Genomic DNA, 19,407 nt, shown 5'->3' on the forward strand with positions numbered 1-19,407 from the left:
GTCGATCCAACTTTGTCTTGAATAGCCCGAAAATGGCGAGGCGAGTGCCCAAAACTAGGGCACTCGCCACAGATAGAGCACCGAATCTTCCTCGGACGGCTCCAGGCGCAAGGTAAGGTGGGGCAGCCAGTCGCCCATGTCGAACATGTGGGTGATGATGCGGCTACCAGGTTGCAACTGGGTCTGGAGCCGAGGCCGCAGGCGCAGGTTGAGGTGAGGCAGTAGATAGATGAAGACCACGGTGGCGTTGCGGAGATCGGTTTCAAACAGGTTTTTCTGCTGGAAGGTGAGGCGATCGCCTACTCCCTCTTGCTCAGCCCTGGCCTGAGCCTGGCGCAGCAAGGCCGCATCCACATCGACCCCAACACCTCGAACGCCATAGTCTAGAGCCGCCCGAATGAGCAGCCGCCCATCGCCACAGCCCAAATCGTAAACCACATCGCTGGAGCTGAGATCGGCCAGCTTGAGCATGGCCACTATGGCATCGGCGGGAGTTGGTATAAAGCCAATGTCGGGGCGGGACGCTGTCATTAGGCAGGGTTAAGGGTGGCCCAGTGGGCCTGAATATCCTGGATAGTGAATAGCGCCTTGAAGGGTAGATTATGGCTCTGATAAAGTTCGGCACCACCCTGCTGGCGATCAACTAGGGCAAGAATTTGGTTAACTTGATACCCAGCGGCTTGAAGGCGATCGACGGCTTTAAGGGCTGATTGTCCCGTGGTAACAACGTCTTCAAGCACGGTAACCGGGCTGCCTGAGGATAGCTCAAGTCCCTCAATGTAGGCGCGGGTGCCGTGGCCCTTGGCCTCTTTGCGAATGATCAGTGGGAAGAGGGTGCGTTCGCTATAGACGCCCACCAGACTCACTGCGGTAACTAGGGGGTCGGCACCTAGGGTAAGTCCGGCCACCGCTACGGTTTCTGGCGGTACGAGGTCTAGCAGCAGACGACCAACCATCAGTGCCCCTTGGGGGTGCAGCGTCACCAGCTTGCCGTTGATGTAATAGGTGCTGCGCTGGCCCGAGCTGAGCACGAAGTCACCCTCTTGGTAAGCACCGCGGCAAAACAGGTCGAGCAGGGGCGATCGCAGCTCATCGGTCTCAAGGCTAAGGAGGGTGGCGACGGGCATATCAATCAAAAGCTGATCCATGGGTGAGTAATTCCTTTAAAAATGCTCCGGTTTTTTGCGATCGCGCTATAAAGGACATGCACTGGGTGATCGGTGCGGCTGAGTTTCGCATGATCGGAGGGCCTTGGGGCTCTAGATAGTGCGAGGCTTGGGGTTTGAGCACCACCAGAATCGCACCAATCCAACGAGTTGAGGAGGCTTGGCCATGGGCATTCAATTAAATCATATTTCTGGGCTGACGCTGGCGCTGCTAGCTGCCGCCGTTGTTGTGGCTCCGGCAGGGCAGACCCAAGAAACCCCCCAAACCATTCCCGAGGCGATGGACGAGCTGACTACCACCTATTCTGGGGATCACTTCAGAAATCGGGGCCTCGTCCGTCAGGCTAAGCGGATGTTTGGCCTTGACTTTCCCGATCGATCCCTCGATTGGGATGCTAATGCCACGGCGGCAGCAGTGAGAGACATTATGCTGCTGCAAAATACCGCTGATCCCACTATTCGGGTGCCCGACCTAGCGAGCCCTTATACCACGACGCTGCTCACCCAACCCAGCAGCAGCGTACCCTACGTTGGCTCTGAGTTTATTTTTGAGGATTTTTAATCGCTGAGCAAGCGCTTCCCGACCAGGCAGGTTCAGCGTCCAACCGCCCCAGAAGGGTGCTCTGATAACGAGTGCTAGTCCAGGGTGCAGGAGTTGAACCTGCCTAACGCGAATTATGAGTTCGCTGCCTACTCCGCTCGGCCAACCCTGGTATTTATGGTTTAACCCTGTGGTAAAACATGTTCTATTGTAGGGCTTGAGTCGAAAATCAGATCTTAAAATTTTGTCTGGGGCTCAAACCTTATAATTGAGGTGCGTCTGAGTCTAGTTCAGACTGAGCTGTATAAAGTATTTTTGTTCTAAGGTTTTACCCTGCCTCTGCCATGAACCCTGCCGTAGCGTTTACGTTGATCCTGCTCTCGCTGATGCTTGGCTCTGGGGTAGTGAGTGCGTCTTGGGGCTTTACCCTGGGTCGGCAGGCGCTGACTGGTGTGCGTCAGCCAGAAACTCGACCGACTAGCGGGTCTCCTGTAGCCCGCGAGGCGGGTGCCGCAAGCCACGGAAATGTGGTCTTAATCAACGAGGCTGAGGTTTTGGAGCAGGTAAAGGCTCGCGTTAATGGCGGTGGCCAGTAGCGTTTAGGCGCTGGAGCATGGGCGTTTTACCTCATTTATCAACGGTCTTTATTCCTGAGCAGCTGCCTGCCGCTGCGATCGCGTCACGACTGCTAGCGGTGTTGCTGCTAATCAGCATCAACGCCTTTTTTGTGGCGGCAGAATTCTCAATGGTGTCAGTGCGGCGATCGCGCATCAGCCAACTGGTCTCCCAGGGGGATGTACAGGCAAAGACAGTGCAGCAGCTCCAGCGCAGCCTCAATCGCCTGCTTTCGACCACCCAGTTAGGCATTACCCTATCGAGTTTGGCTCTGGGATGGGTGGGCGAAAGCACGATGGCTGTCACCCTGGCCTTTTGGATTACTCAAACCCCCCTAAGTGCTGCCCAGAGCGAAGCCCTGGCCCACGCGCTAGCCATTCCGGTGGCTTTTTTTCTAGTAGCCTATCTGCAAATCGTGCTGGGAGAGCTTTGCCCTAAATCGGTGGCAATGCTCTATCCCGAGCAGCTAGCCCGGTTTCTAGGCCCTCCCAGCCTCACCATCGCCCGGTTGTTCAACCCCTTTATCTGGATCTTGAACCAGTCAACCCGACTGCTGCTGCGACTAGTCAACATTCAGTACAGCGATCAGGTGAGCTACAGCCGCCTCACCCCCGAAGAACTCCAGCTAATCATTCGCACCACCGCCGAAACCCCTGGCCTAGAGGCCGAAGAGCGTGTGATCCTCAACAACGTATTTGAGTTTCGCGACGTCACCGCCGGAGAGATCATGGTGCCTCGTACCCAGATCAACGCCATTCCTCTGGCGGCGACCTTTGGTGAGCTGATTGAGGTAGTGGCTGACACCGAGCATTCTCGCTACCCGGTGATCGGTGATTCCCTCGACGACATCCAGGGCATGGTTGAACTGAAGCAGTTTTTGCAGCCTCTGGCCCACCAGCAGATCAACGCTGATACCCCCATTCGGCCCTGGGTCAAGCCCGCCCGCTTTGTGCCCGAGTACACGTCCCTGCATGAGTTGCTGGCCACGATGCAGCGCACTGGCGAGGAGTTAGTTGTGGTGGTCGATGAATTTGGTGGCACCGCTGGTCTGCTCACCCTGCGTGATTTGACCACTGAAATTATTGGCGAAATCCACGAGCCCGACAGTGATATTGAGCAGCCCGTGCAGCTGCTCGAAGACCAGTCGTACCGCGTTAAAGCCCACACCGATTTGGAGGAGGTCAACACGCTGCTCAACCTCACGCTGCCCTACTCGGATGACTACCAAACCTTGGGAGGATTTTTGATCTTTCAGATGCAAAAAATTCCCCACGCGGGCGATCGCCTAGTGTTTGCCGATCGCGAATGGGTGGTTTTATCAACTGATGGCCCCCGCCTCGGCGACATTCTGGTGCGATCGCTCGATTTGCCCCCTCCGTCTGGGCGCGGGCTTAATGCTTCGGCAGCGGCGGCCACCGACTCCGATGGCTTTCCCCTCAGCTAACCTCACCTAGACAGCTTAAGAACTGCCACAGCTCATTGAGCACCCCAACTTAGTCTCGGTAAGGTGAAATGGAACAGCGAGAAAACCAAGAAATGGTCTGCTAGACCGCGATCGCGCTATAAATCCGTGGTTCTCCATCAAAGAATGTCGCTATTCTTTACAGTGTGAAGCATTGTGATAGTATCTGAGTAATTTTACCTGGCCGTCTCAGTTCTCCACTCGCTCTGACGTTCGCACCCTATCAACTGTCGGCGTATCTTTGTCTCCTAGAGGAAGGACAGGCGTGCAAAAACCCATATTGTCATCTGCCTTAGACATGCACCTATCGCGAAATTTGCCCGATCCCATCCGCGTTGGCGTTATTGGTGTAGGTAATATGGGCCAGCACCACACCCGCGTGCTGAGCCGCTTTAAAGATGTCGAACTGGTAGGTGTGTCTGATGTCAACGTAGAGCGAGGCCTTGACACAGCTGGCAAATATAGAGTGCGGTTTTTTGAAGACTACCAAGAGCTGCTCAAGCACGTCGATGCCGTCTGCGTAGCGGTGCCTACCCGACTGCACCACACCGTAGGTATGGCCTGCTTGCAGGCCGGGGTTCACGTCTTAATCGAAAAGCCCATCGCCGCCAGCATTGCCGAGGCAGAGTCGCTAGTGAATGCCGCCGCCGCCGCCAACTGCATTTTGCAGGTGGGGCATATTGAGCGATTCAATCCTGCCTTCCAAGAGCTCCATAAGGTACTCAAAACCGAAGAACTTCTGGCCCTAGAGGCCCGTCGTATGAGCCCTTACTCCCAGCGGGCCAACGACGTGTCGGTAGTGCTTGACCTCATGATCCACGACATCGACCTGCTGCTGGAGTTGGCAGGCTCTACGGTTTCTACCCTAACCGCCAGCGGCAGTCGCGCCTCCAATTCGGGCTACCTCGACTACGTCACCGCTACCCTGGGCTTTAGCAATGGCATCGTGGCCACGCTGACCTCCAGCAAAGTCACCCACCGCAAAATTCGCAGCATTACGGCCCACTGCAAAAACTCCCTCACCGATGCCGATTTTCTCAACAACGAGATTTTGATTCACCGCCAGACCACCGCCGACTGCTCCACCGACTACGGCCAGGTGCTCTACCGCCAGGACGGCCTGATTGAAAAGGTCTACACCAGCAATATTGAACCCCTCCATGCCGAGCTGGAGCACTTTGTGAACTGCGTGCGCGGCGGCGAAAAGCCCTCAGTCGGTGGCGAGCAGGCCCTCAAGGCGCTGCGCCTAGCCAGCCTGATTGAGCAGATGGCCCTAGACGGCAAGCCCTGGCATCACTTCGACCCAACGGCCCTTGGCAAAGAGCTGACAGTAGCTGTATAAGTTCTATCGTGATTCAACTAGGGCACCACTTTAATGGGAGTGCCCACTTTGACATGGCTATACAAGGTGTTGATGTCGGCTTCGAGCATACGCACGCAGCCGTGGGAGACGGCCTCGCCAATCAGGGTTTCCTGGTTCGTGCCGTGGATGCCGATGTGATACTGCCCCTCCACCAAGAAGCCAATCCACCGGGAACCGAGGGGATTGCTAGGCCCAGGGCCAATGGCTTCTTTGGTAATTGGGTGTTGCCACACCGGGTCGGTGCGCATGTCGCGGACGACAAATTCGCCCGCTGGGGTTTCCCAGTCGTCTTGGCCAATGGCTACCGAAAACTCGCCCTGTACTTCGTCGTTTTGATAGAGAATGAGCCGCCGCCGACTGAGGCTAATCACCACGCGAGTGTTAGCGGTCATCAGGGTGTCTGGAGCCTGGGTAATGACGGTAGCGAGCCGCACCAGGCGGGTGCGGGCAAAGGGTTCTTCGAACCGCCATCGATCGCTGACCTGGTCTTGCCATGCTCCAGCGGCCAGCAGCCCCGCTGCACCGAAGCACAGCACCATGAGGCAGCGTTTCAGGGGAGAGGGCGCATCCATCGAGTTGGTGTAGTCTCCCAGTACTCTTCTTCAGCATAGCGCTATCCCTCGGGGGCAAAGCACAGTCCCAACAAGTGATGCTGAGGGTTGATATGATGAAAGCGCAAACACAAGGTCGGGGTTTGAGACGGTGGCGGTAAAACCAGAGTGGCTACGGGTTAAAGCGCCCCAGTGGGAGCGGGTGGGCGAGGTCAAGGCAATCTTGCAAGACCTCGGTCTCAACACCGTCTGTGAAGAGGCCTCATGCCCCAACATTGGCGAGTGTTTTAAGGCGGGGACGGCCACGTTTTTGATTATGGGGCCGGCCTGCACCCGCGCCTGCCCCTACTGCGACATAGATTTTGAGAAAAAGCCCCAGGCCCTTGACCCCACTGAGCCTCTGCGCCTGGCTGAGTCAGTGCGGCGCATGAAACTCAACCATGTGGTGATCACCTCGGTCAACCGCGACGATCTGGCTGACGGTGGAGCTAGCCAGTTTGTCGCCTGCATCGAGGCGATTAAGCAGACGACTCCAGACACCACTATTGAAGTGCTGATCCCCGATCTGTGCGGCAACTGGCAGGCGCTGGAGACGATCTTGGCCTCTCGACCCCACGTGCTCAACCACAACACTGAGACGGTGCCTCGACTCTATCGGCGAGTGCGGCCCCAGGGGGACTATGGGCGATCGCTCGAACTGCTGCGCCGCAGCCGCGAATTAGCCCCCTGGGTCTACACCAAATCGGGGTTAATGGCGGGTCTGGGTGAAACCGACGCCGAGGTGCAGCAGGTGATGGATGACCTGCGGGCTGTAGACTGCGACATTTTGACCCTGGGGCAGTATCTCTCACCGGGGCCAAAGCACCTGCCCGTAGCGGAGTTTGTCACCCCGGCCCAGTTTGATGCCTGGCGACAGGTGGGTGAGACCAAGGGGTTTTTGCAGGTGGTATCGTCGCCGCTGACGCGCAGCTCATACCACGCCGAAGATGTACAGCGGCTGATGGCTCAGAATCCCCGTTAGAGCCTGCGATCGCTGCTGAGATTCTAAAATTGGCCTGTGGCATTAGACCTGGGCATCTTAGGTGAATCGAATGGAACCGCGAATTCTGCGCTGCCGTCAAAGGAATAGCAGGGTCGTCTATCGCCTTCAAGCATTCACCTCAGGAGATACCCATGCACCGATGGAAACAGGTTTTAGGCACTAGCTCGACGAGCGTTGCCCTACTGGCGGCCCTAGGGGCAGGATTGCTGCCGGTGGCAATAGGGCCAGCGGCGATCGCCCAACGCCCGCCGGTCACAGTAGCCCAGGCCGATGTGACGATCGCCCAAGAGATTTTGCGCCTGGTCAATGTCGAACGCCAGCGGGTTAATGCGCCGCCCCTGGTGCTTAACGACAAGCTCACCACCGCCGCCCAGCGCCACGCTCAAGATATGGCTACGAGCCGCCGCATGAGCCACACCGGGTCGGACGGCTCAACCATGCGATCGCGCATTGACGCCACCCAGTACAACTGGTCAACCATTGGCGAAAACGTCGCCATGGGGCAGCCCACCGCCGCTGCCGTCATGGCTGCGTGGATGAGTAGCCCTGGCCACCGCCAGAATATTCTCAATCCTGCCTTTACGGAGCTAGGGGTGGGCTATGCCACGGGGGCAAATCGCCCCTACTGGGCCCAGGTGTTTGCCAGACCGCGCTAGACCCACTCAAGGCATGTCTTTGAGGGTAGGTTAATGCCAACCTAGACCAGTGGCCGGGATGAGTGCCTATGCGCAATGGCATCATTATCACTGGAGTACTCATCCAGCCCTGGCCGCTTTCGAACAGGCTTTAACGGTATACCAGGCTACAATGTTGCGTCATGTGAACAAACGTTAAGGATGCGTATTAACTGCTTTGCTCCCTTTTATTGGGGTTGCACTATGTAGTTGGGTGGTAAGTAGATATCCTCATTGCCATCCAATTATTGGAGGGCAATTCCATGACTACTACAGCATCTAGTTCGACCCTGACTCGGCATTACACCCTAGACGATATTCGCGATGAGGCTAAGCAGCTCGTGGACTGCGGCACCCTAGATCGCTGTCAGCCCATCTGTGCGCTGTGCGGCTACATTGCCGCCCGAGAGTGGCCGTTTATTGAGGCTGAATTGGAGAATCACGACTACGGTCTGCGCGATCGCATCGGCGATCTGATCCCCCACGAAACCTGGAGCAATGACTAGCGACCTCCAGAACCATAGAGGGTAGTAGGGCGCTTTCCAGGGCGATCGCTGCGCGAATCACCAGGCCTGTGCACTAACCACTGCTCCCCCACCTGGCTAAGAGCTGCCATGATCGGCTGCACTTCATGTCCCTTAGGGGTAAGCGAATACTCAACCCGTGGAGGAACCTCAGGAAACACCGTACGTTTAACCAAGCCGTAGCCTTCTAGCTCGCGCAGCCGAGCAGTCAGGGTTTTAGTGCTAATGCCGGGCAGGGCCGACAAAAACTCATTAGTGCGGCGGTTGCCCTGAAATAGCTCTCGTAAGATAAGAATGGCCCACTTGCCGCCAATGTATGACAACACCAGATGAACCGGACAATCGAGCTTCGTACCGTTGGATGTGTGAGGCATAGGCATCACTCCGGTATGGGGGTGTCATTTTCCATTGTGAAGGATTATTCCGGGGATGTTGGTTACTTCGGTACTGGATGCCGAGAATTTAAGCTTCTTTTTAGATCTATCCCCAAGCTCTTTGGAATAGAGTCACGATAAGCAAACAGGTACTTGGGCTAAGGTGAGCTTGGCAGCACCCGGGCCAGTGGGGAAGTCACCAAGCTCTTGATACAGCAGTAGTCTAAGGGGTTGGGGCTCTTGTCACGAGTGGGCTTGCCCGCCCAAATCAGTACTTAGGCAGTCGGCTTGCAAAAATCAGGAATGATAGGGTTAGTCGTATGCCGTGCTAGCCTAGGCTTTCTGCTTAATTTTTTGGTTTTTAACTCCTATCAGGTGTGGCCATGTCGTCCCAAAAGCCTTTCCGCAACCCCAACCGTTCTTCTGGGTCGGAGCCTCGCCAAAATGCTGAGGGTTACCGAGGCGGCAAGCCTCGCCAGGGCGGTGAGGGCAAGCCCCGTTATGACAGCGATAAACCTCGCTACGACAGCGGTAAGCCCCGTTCTAAAGACGACAAACCCCGCTATGGTGAAGGCAAACCTCGCTACGAAGGCAGCAAGCCCCGCTACGGCGACGAGAAGCCCCGCTATGACGGCGGTAAACCTCGCTATAAAGACGACAAGCCACGTTACGAGGGCAGCAAACCCCGTCAAGGGGGCGACAAGCCCCGCTATGGGGATGAAAAACCCCGCTATGCCGGTGACAAGCCTCGCTATGGCGACGACAAACCCCGCTATGACAGCGGTAAGCCCCGCTTTAAAGATGACAAGCCTCGCTACGAGGGTGGTAAGCCCCGTCAAGGGGATGAAAAACCCCGCTATGACAGTGGCAAGCCCCGCTTTAAAGACGACAAGCCTCGCTACGGCGGCGACAAGCCTCGGTATGAAGGCGATAAACCCCGTTATGACGAAGGTAAGCCTCGCTTTAAAGACGACAAACCTCGCTACGAGGGTGGTAAGCCTCGGTATGAGAGCGGCAAGCCCCGCTATGACGAAGGTAAGTCTCGCTATAAGGGCGGCGATCGCGCTGCCGCTGCTCCACGTTCGTTTGGGGTCAGCAGCCAGGGGGCGGGGGATGGCGACGATGTGCAAGACGAAACCGATTTGATCTACGGGCGTCACGCCGTAGAAGCCGCTCTCCAGGCTCAGCGGCCCCTAAATCGCGTGTGGGTTAACGATCGCATTCGCTACGATCCCCGGTTTCTGCCGTTGATCGATGAGGCCAAGGCCAACGGCGCGGTAATTGATGAAGTAGATACTATACGGCTTAACCAAATCACTGCCGGAGCCAGCCACCAGGGGATCGCGGCCCAAGCCGCCGCCCACGCCTACCACGACCTTGATGAGATGATCGAAACCTCCTTGGGAGCGGCTAAGGTGCCGGTGATTATTGCCGCCGACAGCATTACTGATCCCCACAATTTGGGAGCGATTATTCGCACCGCCGAAGCCCTGGGTGCTCAAGGGATCGTGATCCCGCAGCGGCGAGCAGTAGGGGTGACATCAACCGTGGCAAAAGTGGCCGCTGGCGCTTTAGAAAGTCTGCCCGTAGCCCGGGTCGTTAACCTAAAGCGCGCCCTCGATACCCTTAAAGAAAAGGGATTTTGGATCTACGGGCTGTCCTCAGAAGCGAGTCAGCCGGCGCACCGCGCCACCTTCGATCGCCCAACGGTGATTGTAGTCGGGTCTGAGGGCAGTGGCCTTAGCCTGACTGTGCAGCAGAGCTGCGACACGCTGATATCAATTCCGCTGCGGGGGACAGTTCCTAGCCTAAATGCATCGGTGGCTACAGGCATGGCTCTCTATGAGATCTATCGTCATCAATGGGTGGCCCAAGAACAAATTTCCTCTTTGCAAAATCAAAAGCAAGGCAGTATAACGAAAAATGGTGCGGTGTTGCCTAAGAATGGCCTAGAGCCGTAGCTATCCCTTGAGAAACATTTGAAACCAGGCAGATAGGCAGGATCTATGAATAACCTTTTAGGTCGCTTTTTAAGCAGCATTTTAGGCCAGAGTAAAGCTTGGTGGGTTGAGATTAAGACCAGTCAGCCCGCCTGCACCTACTACTTTGGCCCCTTTGATAGCGAGTCTGAGGCCCACAGCGCCAAGGGCGGTTACGTTGAAGATTTGGAGCAGGAAGGGGCGCAAAACATTCAGCTATCAGTTTCACTGTGCAGCCCCCCTAAGCAGCTCACCATCACCGATGAGTGGGATACCCCGACGGAAAAATTTTCGACCCCGGCCTTCAGTGGCCATCCCTAGGTAACTAAGGCGGTTGCTGATGAGTTTTGCTTTTGAGACATCTTGGTTAGAGACGCGTGCTCATCTCGCTAGGCTTGCCGTAGATTCGCCACGGCAAGCGATTGCACCTGAGCGGGTTTATCTTGCCCGGCTGTCAGTTTGTTAGCGTTAGCTCGGCTCCATGCCGTTCTAGCCAGTTATCAATATCGGCCAGCAGCTGATCTGGAATTTCCCAGGGCAGTAGGTGGGCCGTGTTGGGGTAACAGTGGCTCTCTGCCCTAGGAAGATGGTCAGCGGTTTCGAGACTGGCCTGGGCAGTAATGTGGCAATCGTCTGCTCCACAGAGGACTAAGCAGGGAACGGCGATCGCCCCTAGGTCGGGTAGTCGGTTATAGCGGCGGGCCAATGCCCGGTTGAGGGCGCGGTTCGCCAGGGGCGAAGTGCCCAGGTAGGCCCAAAAACCTTCTTTGGCCAAACGGTGATAGGCGTGGGGGGTATGCTGCCGCAGCAGATAGCGGTAGAGCGATCGCGGCCCCAGCCCGTAGCGCACCAGTCCATTACCAGGAGCGATCACATTTAAGATTGATCCCAGCCCTGTGTTGACCAATTCTAGCCAGGTGGTGGGCGGGTGAGCACCTACAGGGCGGGCTGCGGTGGCAATAAGAATCAGCCCCGCCACCCGTTGGGGATAGCGCAGGGCCAGCTCCATCGCCAAAATCCCCCCCAGCGACCAGCCCAATACTAGGCAGCGATCAAGGCCCTGGGTATCGAGGAGTTCCACCAGGTCGGCGAGGCTGTCGGCGAGGTCAAAGGGCGATCGCGTTTGGCTAGCGCCGTAGCCCCGCAGGTCAGGGGCTATGGTTTGGTAGCGATCGCTCAGCCGTTCTGTAAACACCCCCATGGTTTTGGCCGACCCCGGGTGCCCATGCAGGCAAAGAATGGGAAAGCCCTGGCCCTGGATGGTGCAATGAAGTTTCATCGTGTGTGGCGATCCCCGCTGTAGCGCACCCGATTTACCATAGCTTGGCCGGGCGGGATGTTGCTAGACAACCTTGGGTTTGCGCTCAGCAAAACGGCTTTAGTCTGGGGTGGCGGGGGTGGTAGTCGGCTCCGGGGTGGAAGCGGGCAAGCCCATACAGAGTTCGGTAGCGTCGGTTTTGCTCAAAGCGCTCAGATTAGCTCCCAACTCAAGGCTGGGGGCATTCGGGCTAGAGGAGCTGAATTTTGGCAGTGATGCTAACGAGCCTTGAGCTTCAAGTGCAGTGGGCAAGAGCTGACCACTAGGCGACAGGCAGTAGGCCATCGGCAACCCCTTGGCAGGAGTATCGGCGGTCGGGATCAGGTGAACCGTTTCGGAGCCAATCTGGCTTTGGTGATGTAGGACTGGTGCAGCGTCGTCCCTCAAGGCAGCAGTTTCAGGCTGGGCGTCCGGGTTGGGGAGCATGCCTGTCAGTTCAACGGGTGAAGGCGCGATCGCAGCTTCTTCCGCCAGCGTGACCCTTGGGGCAGAGCCAACATTAGCTGCCGATGGGGCCAGCTGGGGAGGAACGAGATTAGGCCGAGGGGTTGCCGCGTTGAGAGGCAGGCTCTCGGGAAGGGCTCCGGAAGGGATCGCTTCGCCAGTTGCCGCTACTGAGCGAACCGACTCCCACAGCACGGGTGCCTGACCAACGGGGTCAGGGTTTACCACCGCAGATCCCGCCTGACTCTGGTGGTCTGCGGCGCTTGTTTGACTAACTGAGCTTGGGGTAGGAGTCAGAGCTACGCTGCCACTAGACTGATGGGCGGTAGACTGGGCGGCTGGGGTAGGGGATGCTGCCCGTAGGTCGCTAACGGGTGCCGAGTTGCTGATGGCAGCGGCACTGGTCGGGCTGCTAGGCCCAGAGAGCGTTTCTGGGCGGACAGCAACCTGAGGAATTGGGGTTCCTCCAAGGGCAGGATCTGCTTGCTGAGCGGTTAGGGTTCCCCCATGGAGCCGGGCGCTAGAGGCTGTCTCTGCTTCGGCTTGGGCGATGGTCAACACAGGAGCCTGTTGTTGGGGTCGGGTGCTATAGCCCTGGTGTCCGAGCGGGGCTATGGGATAGGTGCGGGCGGCGCTGGCCGACTGTGCTGGGTTCAAAGCGGCGCTACTGAAGCCAGGAGTATTGACGGCGGAAGGGTTTGCCTCGGGGATAATGGGCGTAGGCCGGGAGGGCGTGGGCAGAGGGGCGATCCCCTGGGTGCTGAAGGTGTTGCCCTGGGTAACGTTAAAAGCTGGATTTTCCGGAATCTCTGTCTTGGGCTGAGAGAGATTTGGCCGAACCAGGGCTGCGGGCTGGGGAGCAGCCGTCACCGATGTCGATGGCGATAGCCGAGCCCCCTGTTGACTCCGCAGGCGCTGTAGCCGATCGCGCAGGACTGTCGCCTGGGGTATGGTCTGGCCATCGCTCCTGGCTGTGGTAGAAGCCCTGCCCACAGTCGGGTTGAGGCGATAGCCGCTTTGAATAACCTGCCGAGGGCGCACCTCGGGGCGGGCCATGGGGCTAGACGCCGTAGCGATGAGCCCTGGTTGAGTGTTAATTTCAGCGGCGTCCCCATCGGGGGGAGCCGTGCTCGGGTTAGGAGAGCTGGATTGTTCGGCGCTACAGGCGGCCAAAGCCAGTAGCCCGCTGCATGATGCTAGAGCCCAGACACGCATAACTCAAATTTTCCTAGGATTGGTCAGTCTGTCTTGGTTCTCTCTACGGCGATCGCCCCTTCGATCAGCACATTCCTGGGGCAGAAGTGTAAAGATTCTGTTGCATTCCGCTATGGTGACATTACGCAAAATTTAAACGTTGTAAAGCAGGTTTTACCTAGTTATGCGAGGTGAACTAGCGGCCCTGACGGCGGCCTTTCTGTGGGCGGTTGCCACGGTGGTGTTTGGGCGGCTGGGCAAGGCGCTGTCGCCGCTGGTGCTCAACTTGGCCAAGGGGGCGATCGCCCTGGTGCTGCTCTCCCTAACCCTGGTGCTCATAGGTCAGAGTGCGGCAGGCCTAGACCGCCAAGCCGTAAGCATCTTGGCCCTCAGCGGCGTAATTGGTATTGGTTTGGGCGATACAGCCTACTTTGCCGCCATTAACCACCTCGGCCCCCGACGGGCGCTGCTGCTCGAAACCCTAGCTCCGCCCCTGGCAGCCCTGCTGGCCCTGGTGTTTTTGCAGGAGACCCTCAGCGGTCGGGCCTGGCTGGGCATGGGCCTCACCCTGGCCGGGGTGGTGTGGGTAATTGCTGAGCGAGTGCCGGGGGCCGCACCGGGCCGGGCTGACTACCGGGGCGTGCTGTATGGGGTGCTGGCGGCTCTGGGCCAGGCCACCGGGGCGGTGATGTCGCGGGCCGTGCTGGCCGACACCGAGATCGCCCCCATGTGGAGCTCGCTACTGCGGCTGGGGGGCGGCTTCGTTATCATTGTGGGAATTTTGCGCTGGCAGGGGCCAGTGGTGGGGCAGCTCAGACCCCTGCGATCGCCCAAATTGCTGGCCGGGGTAGCGCTGGCAGCGGGCTTCGGCACCTACCTAGCGATTTACCTTCAGCAGATGGCGCTGAAATATGCCGCTGCTGGTGTCGCCCAGGCGCTGACCTCTACCAGCCCGCTGTTTGTGCTGCCCTTGGCAGCGGCCCTGGGCGATCGCGTCAGCCTCCGAGCGATCGTAGGAGCAATCGTGGCCCTAGTCGGCATCGGCATTTTGGTGAACGGCTAGGCAGCAGTTAGGCCGAGGCATTATCGGGGCCAGTTTGAGGCGGGCCGACCAGCTGATTCAAGTTCTCAGAATCAACAGCGTAGGCCGCCCCAAACCCCATTACAAACCGCCCGGCCTGGGGACTGAGGCAAAAAATTTGAAAGTCATCGAGCGATCGCAGCATGGGGATAATCTCGCCAAAGCGCTGCTCAAAGCGATCAGCCACCGCTTCCCAAGCGGCAGTACCTCGGGGCAGCAGACTGGCCTGGCAGTCATAGGCAATCCGCTGGCGGGCAAACACCTGGGGGGCAGCGGCCTCGTCTTCGATCAGCAGAACGCTGGCTAAACCACTACTTTGCAGGTTCGCCGTGTGGGCCGACAGCCCGCTGGTAAAGATATAGATCTGGTAGTCCGCATCGATGACGTAGGGCGCATAGCTGGCGTGGGGTAGCCCAGCACCGTTGACGGTGCTCAGCATCAGGCTGTGTACCCGGTTGGGCAAGTCTTGGTAGGCCGCTAAAACCGCTGCAAAACTAGGCATTGGCGAATGGCAGTAAGCTATAGAAACAACAGAGCAAGGCTATGCCGCCGCTGCGGCTTAGCGTTAGAGTAATTGAGGTTTGGCACTCTGGATATTATGTCGCGTTTATCTCGTCAGGTTCAGCCCGCTGAGGCCTATCTGGGCAAACTAACCCCGGCTGATTGGGCGACCCTAGCCAAACGCGATGTGTTGGTAAAGGGCGGCAAGGGCCAGTACGGCATTATGGCGGCTACCCCGGTGTCCCACGCCATGGCCTGGGACGTGCTCACCGACTACGACAACTTCTATCAGTTCTTGCCGACGGTGGTAAAAAGCCGCGTGGTCGAGATTGACGGCGATCGCACCGTGGTCGAGCAAATCGATCGCCGCCGCATTCTGCTCACCACTATGGAATCGACGGTGCTGACCGAAAACCTAGAGCTGGACGGTCAGCAGATCAGCTTCCGGCTGCTCAAGGGCAACTTGGAATACATGTACGGCCACTGGCGCATCGATACCGCCACCCTAGCGCCAGGCACCGAGCCAGTGCGCTTGCTCTCGCAGCAAGTGCGGGCCGAAGCCGATGTCGGCCCCTTTAAGTCAATGTTTTATAACCTGTTTGAGGCTGGCTTAGTCGACACCATCAAGGCCCTGCGTGGCGAGATGGAACGCAGGGCAACTTCGCTTAATCTTTAGGAAACATAAAGTCTTAGGCATTTTTACGCAGATCAGAGCAAAAAGGTCGACGGGCAGTCGCAACTTGTTCGATACTTAAATCAATGATCCCCAACGCTTTGCTCTATAAGCGTTAGGGTAGTTTTATCAGAACCTAGGCCAAACCCAAGGCCGATTTCTTACAGTTTGGAATGTTTATCCGGATGCCGATTGTTCCGGGAATTCCACGAATTGATTGTAAGGAATTCATAAAGCCCCCTTAGATTGTGACCCTGGCTATGGGTACTCTCAAAGAAGGTGAAGGTGCTGCTGCCGGCTAATCGTTCTTCTGGTCGTTTGATTCTGGTCTTTGGGACATGCAAACTCCGCTTTCCACCAACCTCAGCCGCTATGCCCCCGACGTCGATCATCTGCTGTTCTACAAGATCGTGCCCGATGCCGACGGCATCCGGTTGCGCATTTGGGAAAGTGCCACTGACTTAGATCAGAGCCCCTCGCCCTACCTCTACATTCTCAATTTCCGGGTCAACTCCATGGCGGAGGCCAAAAGGCGCTTAAAGGCTCACTTGGCGCTCAACGGGGGAACTCTATCCGTTGGTCAAGAGCTGCCTCAAAAAGGCAAAGTCAGGCTTTTGCCCCACCCCACTTGGGATGGCACCGAAGGCATGGAAGACAGCTACTAACGTACTTTGGCAGCTCAGGAGACGAATCTATCTTTGGTTATAGATCACTGGGTCTATAGCTCTGAGCCGGTTAGCTGTTCCAGGCAACTGGCTACTCCTGGCGCACCTTAAACGAGCGACCGCTCCACACTTGCTGCGCTGGATAGTAGCTAGCCACCAGGGCGATCGCCATCCACCACAGCGTACTGATTTGAGGCCGATACATCACGGTGTCGGCAATGCCCTGGCCGAGAATGCCGGTGATCGAGGCGATCGCCCCCATCAGCCAGTAGCCCTGCTGATCCTGGGTGACCCGCAGTCGCTGGAGCTGCACCCAGCCCTGGTGAAAAATCAGCAGCAGCAGCCACAGAAACGCCGTCAATCCAATGATGCCCCCCTCCACCAGCACCTCTAAAAAGACTGAGTAGGCGCTCAAGGCGGTGTAGCGAGGTCGCTGAAAGAGGGGATAAACCGCGTTAAAGGCGTCATTGCCGGGGCCGATGCCCAAAACGGGGCGGGCGCGAATCATGTCAATGACAGCGGCCCATACATTCATACGGAAGTTGTTGCTGCTGTCGGCCCGACCGACAAAGATACTCAACACCCGCGCCCGCAGCGAATCAACCGAGATTACCCCTGCTATGACTACCGCCGCTGCTCCACCCAGCAACAGCGGCAGCGCCCAACGCTTCCAAAAAGGCGAAAACCAAACACTCCAGTACTGCACCACCAGTGTCATCAGCACAAAGCCCGCAATCAAAAAGCCAATCCAGCCGCCGCGGCTGAGGGTCAAAATCAGGCATAGCGTGTTGACCAGGGTAGCCAAGATAGCTAGCCCCTTTGGCACCCAGCGCGGCCAAGCAAACACTGCCGCCGCGCTCAACATCACCCCTGGAATCAGGTAGCCCGCCAACAGGTTAGGATTGCCCAAAAAGCTGTAAACCCTGGTCACATCGGCTACTGCCGAGTTGCTGTCTACCCAGGTGGCTAAAGCGGTCGCCCCAAAGAAATATTGCCGCAGGCCATATATCGATACGGGCAGAGTGGTCAAAATGTAGGCCAAAATCAGCAGGCCCCTGGCCCGGGGCTGTCGCGCTACCCGCGCAATCAGCAAAAACAGCAAGATATTCAGCGTCAGCTTGATCAGTCCGCTGACAGCCGCCCCCCGCACGGGCGAAAAAGCCGTGGCCAGCACCATTACTCCCCAGTAGACCGCCACCGTCAAGTGAACGGGCGACAGGCCCGCCCCGGCTTCATCGGTGAGGGTAAGCAAGGCCCACAGGGCCGCCGCCGCTAACAGCAGTACCCCAATCAGCGTAGTCGAGACGTAGGGGGCCAGGGCAAACAGCAGCACCACAATAGCTAGGCCAATCCAGTCGCCCCAGCGCAGCAGCCAACTATCCTGCCGCCACCGCCGCAGCGGGGCCAGCAGCCGGTGGATCAGGCTGGCATCGCGCCACTGTTCTAGGGCAAAACCAGAGAGGGTGAGCTGTTGCCAAAAGTCAGTCAGCATTAATATCGAGGGGCGATCGCCGATAAAATCCCTCCCATCATGCCAAGCTTTGACCGAGTTGAAGCAATCGATTAATTTCTTTTGGCAGTGAAAACTGGGTATAGGGTTCAAGGTATAGGGTTAGAATGCCGCCTTGAACCCTATACCCTGAACCCTGAACCTTTAAGAAACCGTTAGGAATAGGGGATCGTTTGGAGGGCACACAATGTTTTGTAACTGCCCTGTAGCTTTAACTAAGGGTTAATGCCCGGCTCAGAATCCCCTGTTTACAATGGGGATAAAACCAGAAATCCCCTTTTGCCCCCAAATTTCAGGAGAAACCCATGGCCAGCCTCTTAGAGCAGCTTCGGCAAATGACCGTTGTTGTCGCCGACACCGGAGACATCCAAGCCATTGAGAAATTTACCCCTCGCGACGCCACCACCAACCCTTCACTGATTACGGCGGCGGCGCAGATGCCCCAGTACCAAGCCATTGTCGATGACACCCTGCTCAAGGCAAAGGCAGATGCCGGAGAGGGAGCGTCGGATAAAGACGTGGCTAACTTGGCCTTTAATCGCCTAGCGGTTGCCTTTGGCCACAAGATTTTGGGCATTATCCCTGGCCGGGTTTCTACCGAGGTCGATGCTCGGCTCTCCTACGACACCGAAGCCACGGTGTCCACCGCCCGCGATATCATCGCCCAATACGACAAGCTCGGCATTACCCCTGAGCGCGTGCTGATCAAGATTGCCTCCACCTGGGAGGGCATCAAGGCGGCTGAGATTCTTGAGAAAGAGGGGATTCACTGCAACCTCACCCTGCTGTTTGGCATTCACCAGGCGATCGCATGTGCCGAGGCGGGCACCACCCTAATTTCTCCGTTTGTGGGTCGCATCCTTGACTGGTACAAAAAAGACACCGGTCGCGAAGAGTACCCCGCCCCCGAAGATCCCGGCGTGCTCTCGGTCACCGAGATCTACAACTACTACAAGAAATTTGGCTACAAGACTGAGGTGATGGGGGCCAGCTTCCGCAACGTGGGCGAAATCACCGAGCTGGCGGGCTGTGACCTGCTGACCATCTCGCCGCAGTTGCTGGCCAAGCTCGACGAGACCCAGGCCGACCTGCCCCGCAAGCTTGACCCCGACAAGGCCGCATCACTGGACATTGAGCAGAGCTCCATTGATGAAGCGACTTTCCGAGCGATGCATGAGAGCGATCGCATGGCCACCGAAAAGCTCGACGAAGGCATCAAAGGGTTTAGCAAGGCCCTCGAAACCCTAGAGGGCTTACTTGCCAACCGTTTGACCCAGCTCACCGAGAGCACCGGCACGACCTCTACCGCTCGAGATGACCAGTTTGACCTGTTTAGAGCCTATGACTTAGACGGTGACGGCTTTATTACTCGGGAAGAATGGCTCGGCACCGATGCCGCCTTCGATGCCCTTGACCTTGACCACGACGGCAAGCTTTCCTCCTCGGAGATTGTGGCCGGACTGGGGCCTGCCTTTGAGGTTGCTTCGGTCTAACTTTTGGGAATTGAAATAATCCCGTGAGAATCCGAGGTTTTCTCGTCGTCGATACGGGCATGAGAAAATCTGAGCTGGTTAGCGATCGCCAGCTGAGCCCAACTGTCGGGTTCGGCTGGCGATTGCTTTGACCAGTTGCCTAGCCCAATATTGCCGGGCTGGGCTGAGTGGCTCTGCCAGAGTGTTTCCGCGAAACCGTATTGAGCGCTACAGCTTGCCGCGCCCCTACCCCAGTAT

The 19,407-nt window shown here is 57.5% G+C and carries 20 protein-coding genes, 1 tRNA gene and 1 pseudogene; 13 read left to right on the forward strand and 9 right to left on the reverse strand.

Features of this window, described 5'->3' with window-relative positions; all coding sequences use genetic code 11:
• Positions 1-54: 54 nt before the first annotated feature.
• Together H6G07_RS04790 and pyrE are read right to left on the reverse strand one after the other, a co-directional pair.
• Positions 55-531, reverse strand: coding sequence for an SAM-dependent methyltransferase (locus H6G07_RS04790; RefSeq protein WP_073607306.1), 477 nt, complete (start codon positions 529-531; stop codon positions 55-57).
• Positions 531-1,148 carry an orotate phosphoribosyltransferase gene (pyrE, locus tag H6G07_RS04795; protein WP_073607305.1) on the reverse strand — a complete coding sequence of 206 codons (618 nt, stop codon included), beginning with the start codon at positions 1,146-1,148 and terminating at the stop codon, positions 531-533. The genes H6G07_RS04790 and pyrE overlap by 1 nt, the downstream gene beginning before the upstream one ends.
• 184 nt (positions 1,149-1,332) lie before the next feature.
• Here pyrE and H6G07_RS04800 point away from each other — a divergent pair, with 184 nt between their 5' ends.
• Entirely contained in the window at positions 1,333-1,728 is a 396-nt protein-coding gene (locus tag H6G07_RS04800) for a hypothetical protein (RefSeq protein WP_073607304.1), read from the forward strand.
• A 78-nt stretch (positions 1,729-1,806) separates the two neighbouring features.
• Here the strand turns inward: H6G07_RS04800 and H6G07_RS04805 are convergent.
• Positions 1,807-1,879: transfer RNA gene (locus tag H6G07_RS04805), tRNA-Ile, on the reverse strand.
• Positions 1,880-2,051: 172 nt separating this feature from the next.
• Here H6G07_RS04805 and H6G07_RS04810 point away from each other — a divergent pair.
• The 3 genes from H6G07_RS04810 to H6G07_RS04820 all read left to right on the forward strand — a co-directional run bounded on the left by H6G07_RS04810 (position 2,052) and on the right by H6G07_RS04820 (position 5,126).
• Positions 2,052-2,303, forward strand: a complete 252-nt coding sequence (locus H6G07_RS04810; RefSeq protein ID WP_073607303.1) for a hypothetical protein — start codon at positions 2,052-2,054, stop codon at positions 2,301-2,303.
• 17 nt (positions 2,304-2,320) lie between these two features.
• Entirely contained in the window at positions 2,321-3,766 is a 1,446-nt protein-coding gene (locus H6G07_RS04815; protein ID WP_073607302.1) for a hemolysin family protein, read from the forward strand.
• A gap of 316 nt (positions 3,767-4,082) precedes the next feature.
• Positions 4,083-5,126 carry a Gfo/Idh/MocA family protein gene (locus tag H6G07_RS04820; RefSeq protein WP_073607301.1) on the forward strand — a complete coding sequence of 348 codons (1,044 nt, stop codon included), beginning with the start codon at positions 4,083-4,085 and terminating at the stop codon, positions 5,124-5,126.
• A 17-nt stretch (positions 5,127-5,143) separates the two neighbouring features.
• On the opposite strand, the gene H6G07_RS04825 is transcribed toward H6G07_RS04820, so the two are convergent.
• Positions 5,144-5,719, reverse strand: coding sequence for a L,D-transpeptidase (locus H6G07_RS04825; protein ID WP_073607300.1), 576 nt, complete (start codon positions 5,717-5,719; stop codon positions 5,144-5,146).
• A 118-nt stretch (positions 5,720-5,837) separates the two neighbouring features.
• On the opposite strand from H6G07_RS04825, the pseudogene lipA reads away from it, so the two are divergent.
• The 3 genes and pseudogenes from lipA to H6G07_RS04840 all read left to right on the forward strand — a co-directional run.
• Positions 5,838-6,719 (forward strand): annotated as a pseudogene (gene lipA / locus H6G07_RS04830) (lipoyl synthase); the annotation flags it as partial.
• 152 nt (positions 6,720-6,871) lie between these two features.
• Positions 6,872-7,396 carry a CAP domain-containing protein gene (locus tag H6G07_RS04835; protein WP_084172901.1) on the forward strand — a complete coding sequence of 175 codons (525 nt, stop codon included), beginning with the start codon at positions 6,872-6,874 and terminating at the stop codon, positions 7,394-7,396.
• Positions 7,397-7,677: 281 nt separating this feature from the next.
• Positions 7,678-7,920: a DUF4327 family protein gene (locus tag H6G07_RS04840; RefSeq protein WP_073607298.1), complete on the forward strand. Its 243-nt coding sequence runs from the start codon at positions 7,678-7,680 to the stop codon at positions 7,918-7,920.
• On the opposite strand, the gene H6G07_RS04845 is transcribed toward H6G07_RS04840, so the two are convergent.
• Entirely contained in the window at positions 7,917-8,312 is a 396-nt protein-coding gene (locus H6G07_RS04845; protein ID WP_199311913.1) for a winged helix-turn-helix transcriptional regulator, read from the reverse strand. The genes H6G07_RS04840 and H6G07_RS04845 overlap by 4 nt on opposite strands.
• Positions 8,313-8,695: 383 nt before the next feature.
• On the opposite strand from H6G07_RS04845, the gene rlmB reads away from it, so the two are divergent.
• The gene (rlmB, locus tag H6G07_RS04850; RefSeq protein ID WP_073607297.1) at positions 8,696-10,273 is read left to right on the forward strand and encodes a 23S rRNA (guanosine(2251)-2'-O)-methyltransferase RlmB; all 1,578 of its coding nucleotides are present in this window, start codon (positions 8,696-8,698) and stop codon (positions 10,271-10,273) included.
• 45 nt (positions 10,274-10,318) lie between these two features.
• Positions 10,319-10,612 (forward strand): DUF1816 domain-containing protein, encoded by a 294-nt coding sequence (locus tag H6G07_RS04855; protein ID WP_073607296.1) that lies wholly within the window; start codon positions 10,319-10,321, stop codon positions 10,610-10,612.
• 133 nt (positions 10,613-10,745) lie between these two features.
• On the opposite strand, the gene H6G07_RS04860 is transcribed toward H6G07_RS04855, so the two are convergent.
• Entirely contained in the window at positions 10,746-11,570 is an 825-nt protein-coding gene (locus tag H6G07_RS04860) for an alpha/beta fold hydrolase (RefSeq protein ID WP_073607295.1), read from the reverse strand.
• Between the two features lie 99 nt (positions 11,571-11,669).
• Entirely contained in the window at positions 11,670-13,268 is a 1,599-nt protein-coding gene (locus tag H6G07_RS04865) for a hypothetical protein (protein WP_073607294.1), read from the reverse strand.
• A 163-nt stretch (positions 13,269-13,431) separates the two neighbouring features.
• Here H6G07_RS04865 and H6G07_RS04870 point away from each other — a divergent pair, with 163 nt between their 5' ends.
• Positions 13,432-14,310, forward strand: coding sequence for a DMT family transporter (locus tag H6G07_RS04870; protein ID WP_073607293.1), 879 nt, complete (start codon positions 13,432-13,434; stop codon positions 14,308-14,310).
• A gap of 7 nt (positions 14,311-14,317) precedes the next feature.
• Here the strand turns inward: H6G07_RS04870 and H6G07_RS04875 are convergent, their stop codons facing one another.
• Positions 14,318-14,830 (reverse strand): HugZ family pyridoxamine 5'-phosphate oxidase, encoded by a 513-nt coding sequence (locus H6G07_RS04875; protein ID WP_073607292.1) that lies wholly within the window; start codon positions 14,828-14,830, stop codon positions 14,318-14,320.
• Positions 14,831-14,926: 96 nt separating this feature from the next.
• On the opposite strand from H6G07_RS04875, the gene H6G07_RS04880 reads away from it, so the two are divergent.
• On the forward strand, positions 14,927-15,505 hold the full coding sequence (locus tag H6G07_RS04880; RefSeq protein WP_073607291.1) for an SRPBCC family protein: 579 nt from the start codon (positions 14,927-14,929) through the stop codon (positions 15,503-15,505).
• Positions 15,506-15,840: 335 nt separating this feature from the next.
• Positions 15,841-16,167 carry a hypothetical protein gene (locus H6G07_RS04885; protein ID WP_073607290.1) on the forward strand — a complete coding sequence of 109 codons (327 nt, stop codon included), beginning with the start codon at positions 15,841-15,843 and terminating at the stop codon, positions 16,165-16,167.
• 91 nt (positions 16,168-16,258) lie between these two features.
• Here H6G07_RS04885 and H6G07_RS04890 read toward each other — a convergent pair whose 3' ends face one another.
• Positions 16,259-17,659: an IctB family putative bicarbonate transporter gene (locus H6G07_RS04890; RefSeq protein ID WP_073607289.1), complete on the reverse strand. Its 1,401-nt coding sequence runs from the start codon at positions 17,657-17,659 to the stop codon at positions 16,259-16,261.
• A 323-nt stretch (positions 17,660-17,982) separates the two neighbouring features.
• Here H6G07_RS04890 and H6G07_RS04895 point away from each other — a divergent pair, with 323 nt between their 5' ends.
• Positions 17,983-19,170: a transaldolase gene (locus H6G07_RS04895; RefSeq protein WP_073607288.1), complete on the forward strand. Its 1,188-nt coding sequence runs from the start codon at positions 17,983-17,985 to the stop codon at positions 19,168-19,170.
• Positions 19,171-19,407 lie beyond the last annotated feature (237 nt).

Origin of the sequence: Phormidium tenue FACHB-1052, assembly GCF_014696675.1 — a bacterium.
Classification (GTDB): Bacteria; Cyanobacteriota; Cyanobacteriia; order Phormidesmidales; family Phormidesmidaceae; genus Nodosilinea; species Nodosilinea tenuis_A.

Excerpts from the sequence above, each read along its gene's own strand:
- H6G07_RS04840 (WP_073607298.1), top strand. The coding sequence starts at position 7,678 with ATGACTACTACAGCATCTAGTTCGACCCTGACTCGGCATTACACCCTA.
- H6G07_RS04890 (WP_073607289.1), bottom strand. The coding sequence starts at position 17,659 with ATGCTGACTGACTTTTGGCAACAGCTCACCCTCTCTGGTTTTGCCCTA.
- H6G07_RS04885 (WP_073607290.1), top strand. The coding sequence starts at position 15,841 with ATGCAAACTCCGCTTTCCACCAACCTCAGCCGCTATGCCCCCGACGTC.
- H6G07_RS04855 (WP_073607296.1), top strand. The coding sequence starts at position 10,319 with ATGAATAACCTTTTAGGTCGCTTTTTAAGCAGCATTTTAGGCCAGAGT.
- rlmB (WP_073607297.1), top strand. The coding sequence starts at position 8,696 with ATGTCGTCCCAAAAGCCTTTCCGCAACCCCAACCGTTCTTCTGGGTCG.
- H6G07_RS04880 (WP_073607291.1), top strand. The coding sequence starts at position 14,927 with ATGTCGCGTTTATCTCGTCAGGTTCAGCCCGCTGAGGCCTATCTGGGC.
- pyrE (WP_073607305.1), bottom strand. The coding sequence starts at position 1,148 with ATGGATCAGCTTTTGATTGATATGCCCGTCGCCACCCTCCTTAGCCTT.
- H6G07_RS04825 (WP_073607300.1), bottom strand. The coding sequence starts at position 5,719 with ATGGATGCGCCCTCTCCCCTGAAACGCTGCCTCATGGTGCTGTGCTTC.
- H6G07_RS04810 (WP_073607303.1), top strand. The coding sequence starts at position 2,052 with ATGAACCCTGCCGTAGCGTTTACGTTGATCCTGCTCTCGCTGATGCTT.
- H6G07_RS04845 (WP_199311913.1), bottom strand. The coding sequence starts at position 8,312 with ATGCCTCACACATCCAACGGTACGAAGCTCGATTGTCCGGTTCATCTG.
- H6G07_RS04860 (WP_073607295.1), bottom strand. The coding sequence starts at position 11,570 with ATGAAACTTCATTGCACCATCCAGGGCCAGGGCTTTCCCATTCTTTGC.
- H6G07_RS04800 (WP_073607304.1), top strand. The coding sequence starts at position 1,333 with ATGGGCATTCAATTAAATCATATTTCTGGGCTGACGCTGGCGCTGCTA.
- H6G07_RS04895 (WP_073607288.1), top strand. The coding sequence starts at position 17,983 with ATGGCCAGCCTCTTAGAGCAGCTTCGGCAAATGACCGTTGTTGTCGCC.
- H6G07_RS04815 (WP_073607302.1), top strand. The coding sequence starts at position 2,321 with ATGGGCGTTTTACCTCATTTATCAACGGTCTTTATTCCTGAGCAGCTG.
- H6G07_RS04865 (WP_073607294.1), bottom strand. The coding sequence starts at position 13,268 with ATGCGTGTCTGGGCTCTAGCATCATGCAGCGGGCTACTGGCTTTGGCC.
- H6G07_RS04820 (WP_073607301.1), top strand. The coding sequence starts at position 4,083 with ATGCACCTATCGCGAAATTTGCCCGATCCCATCCGCGTTGGCGTTATT.
- H6G07_RS04790 (WP_073607306.1), bottom strand. The coding sequence starts at position 531 with ATGACAGCGTCCCGCCCCGACATTGGCTTTATACCAACTCCCGCCGAT.
- H6G07_RS04875 (WP_073607292.1), bottom strand. The coding sequence starts at position 14,830 with ATGCCTAGTTTTGCAGCGGTTTTAGCGGCCTACCAAGACTTGCCCAAC.
- H6G07_RS04835 (WP_084172901.1), top strand. The coding sequence starts at position 6,872 with ATGCACCGATGGAAACAGGTTTTAGGCACTAGCTCGACGAGCGTTGCC.
- H6G07_RS04870 (WP_073607293.1), top strand. The coding sequence starts at position 13,432 with ATGCGAGGTGAACTAGCGGCCCTGACGGCGGCCTTTCTGTGGGCGGTT.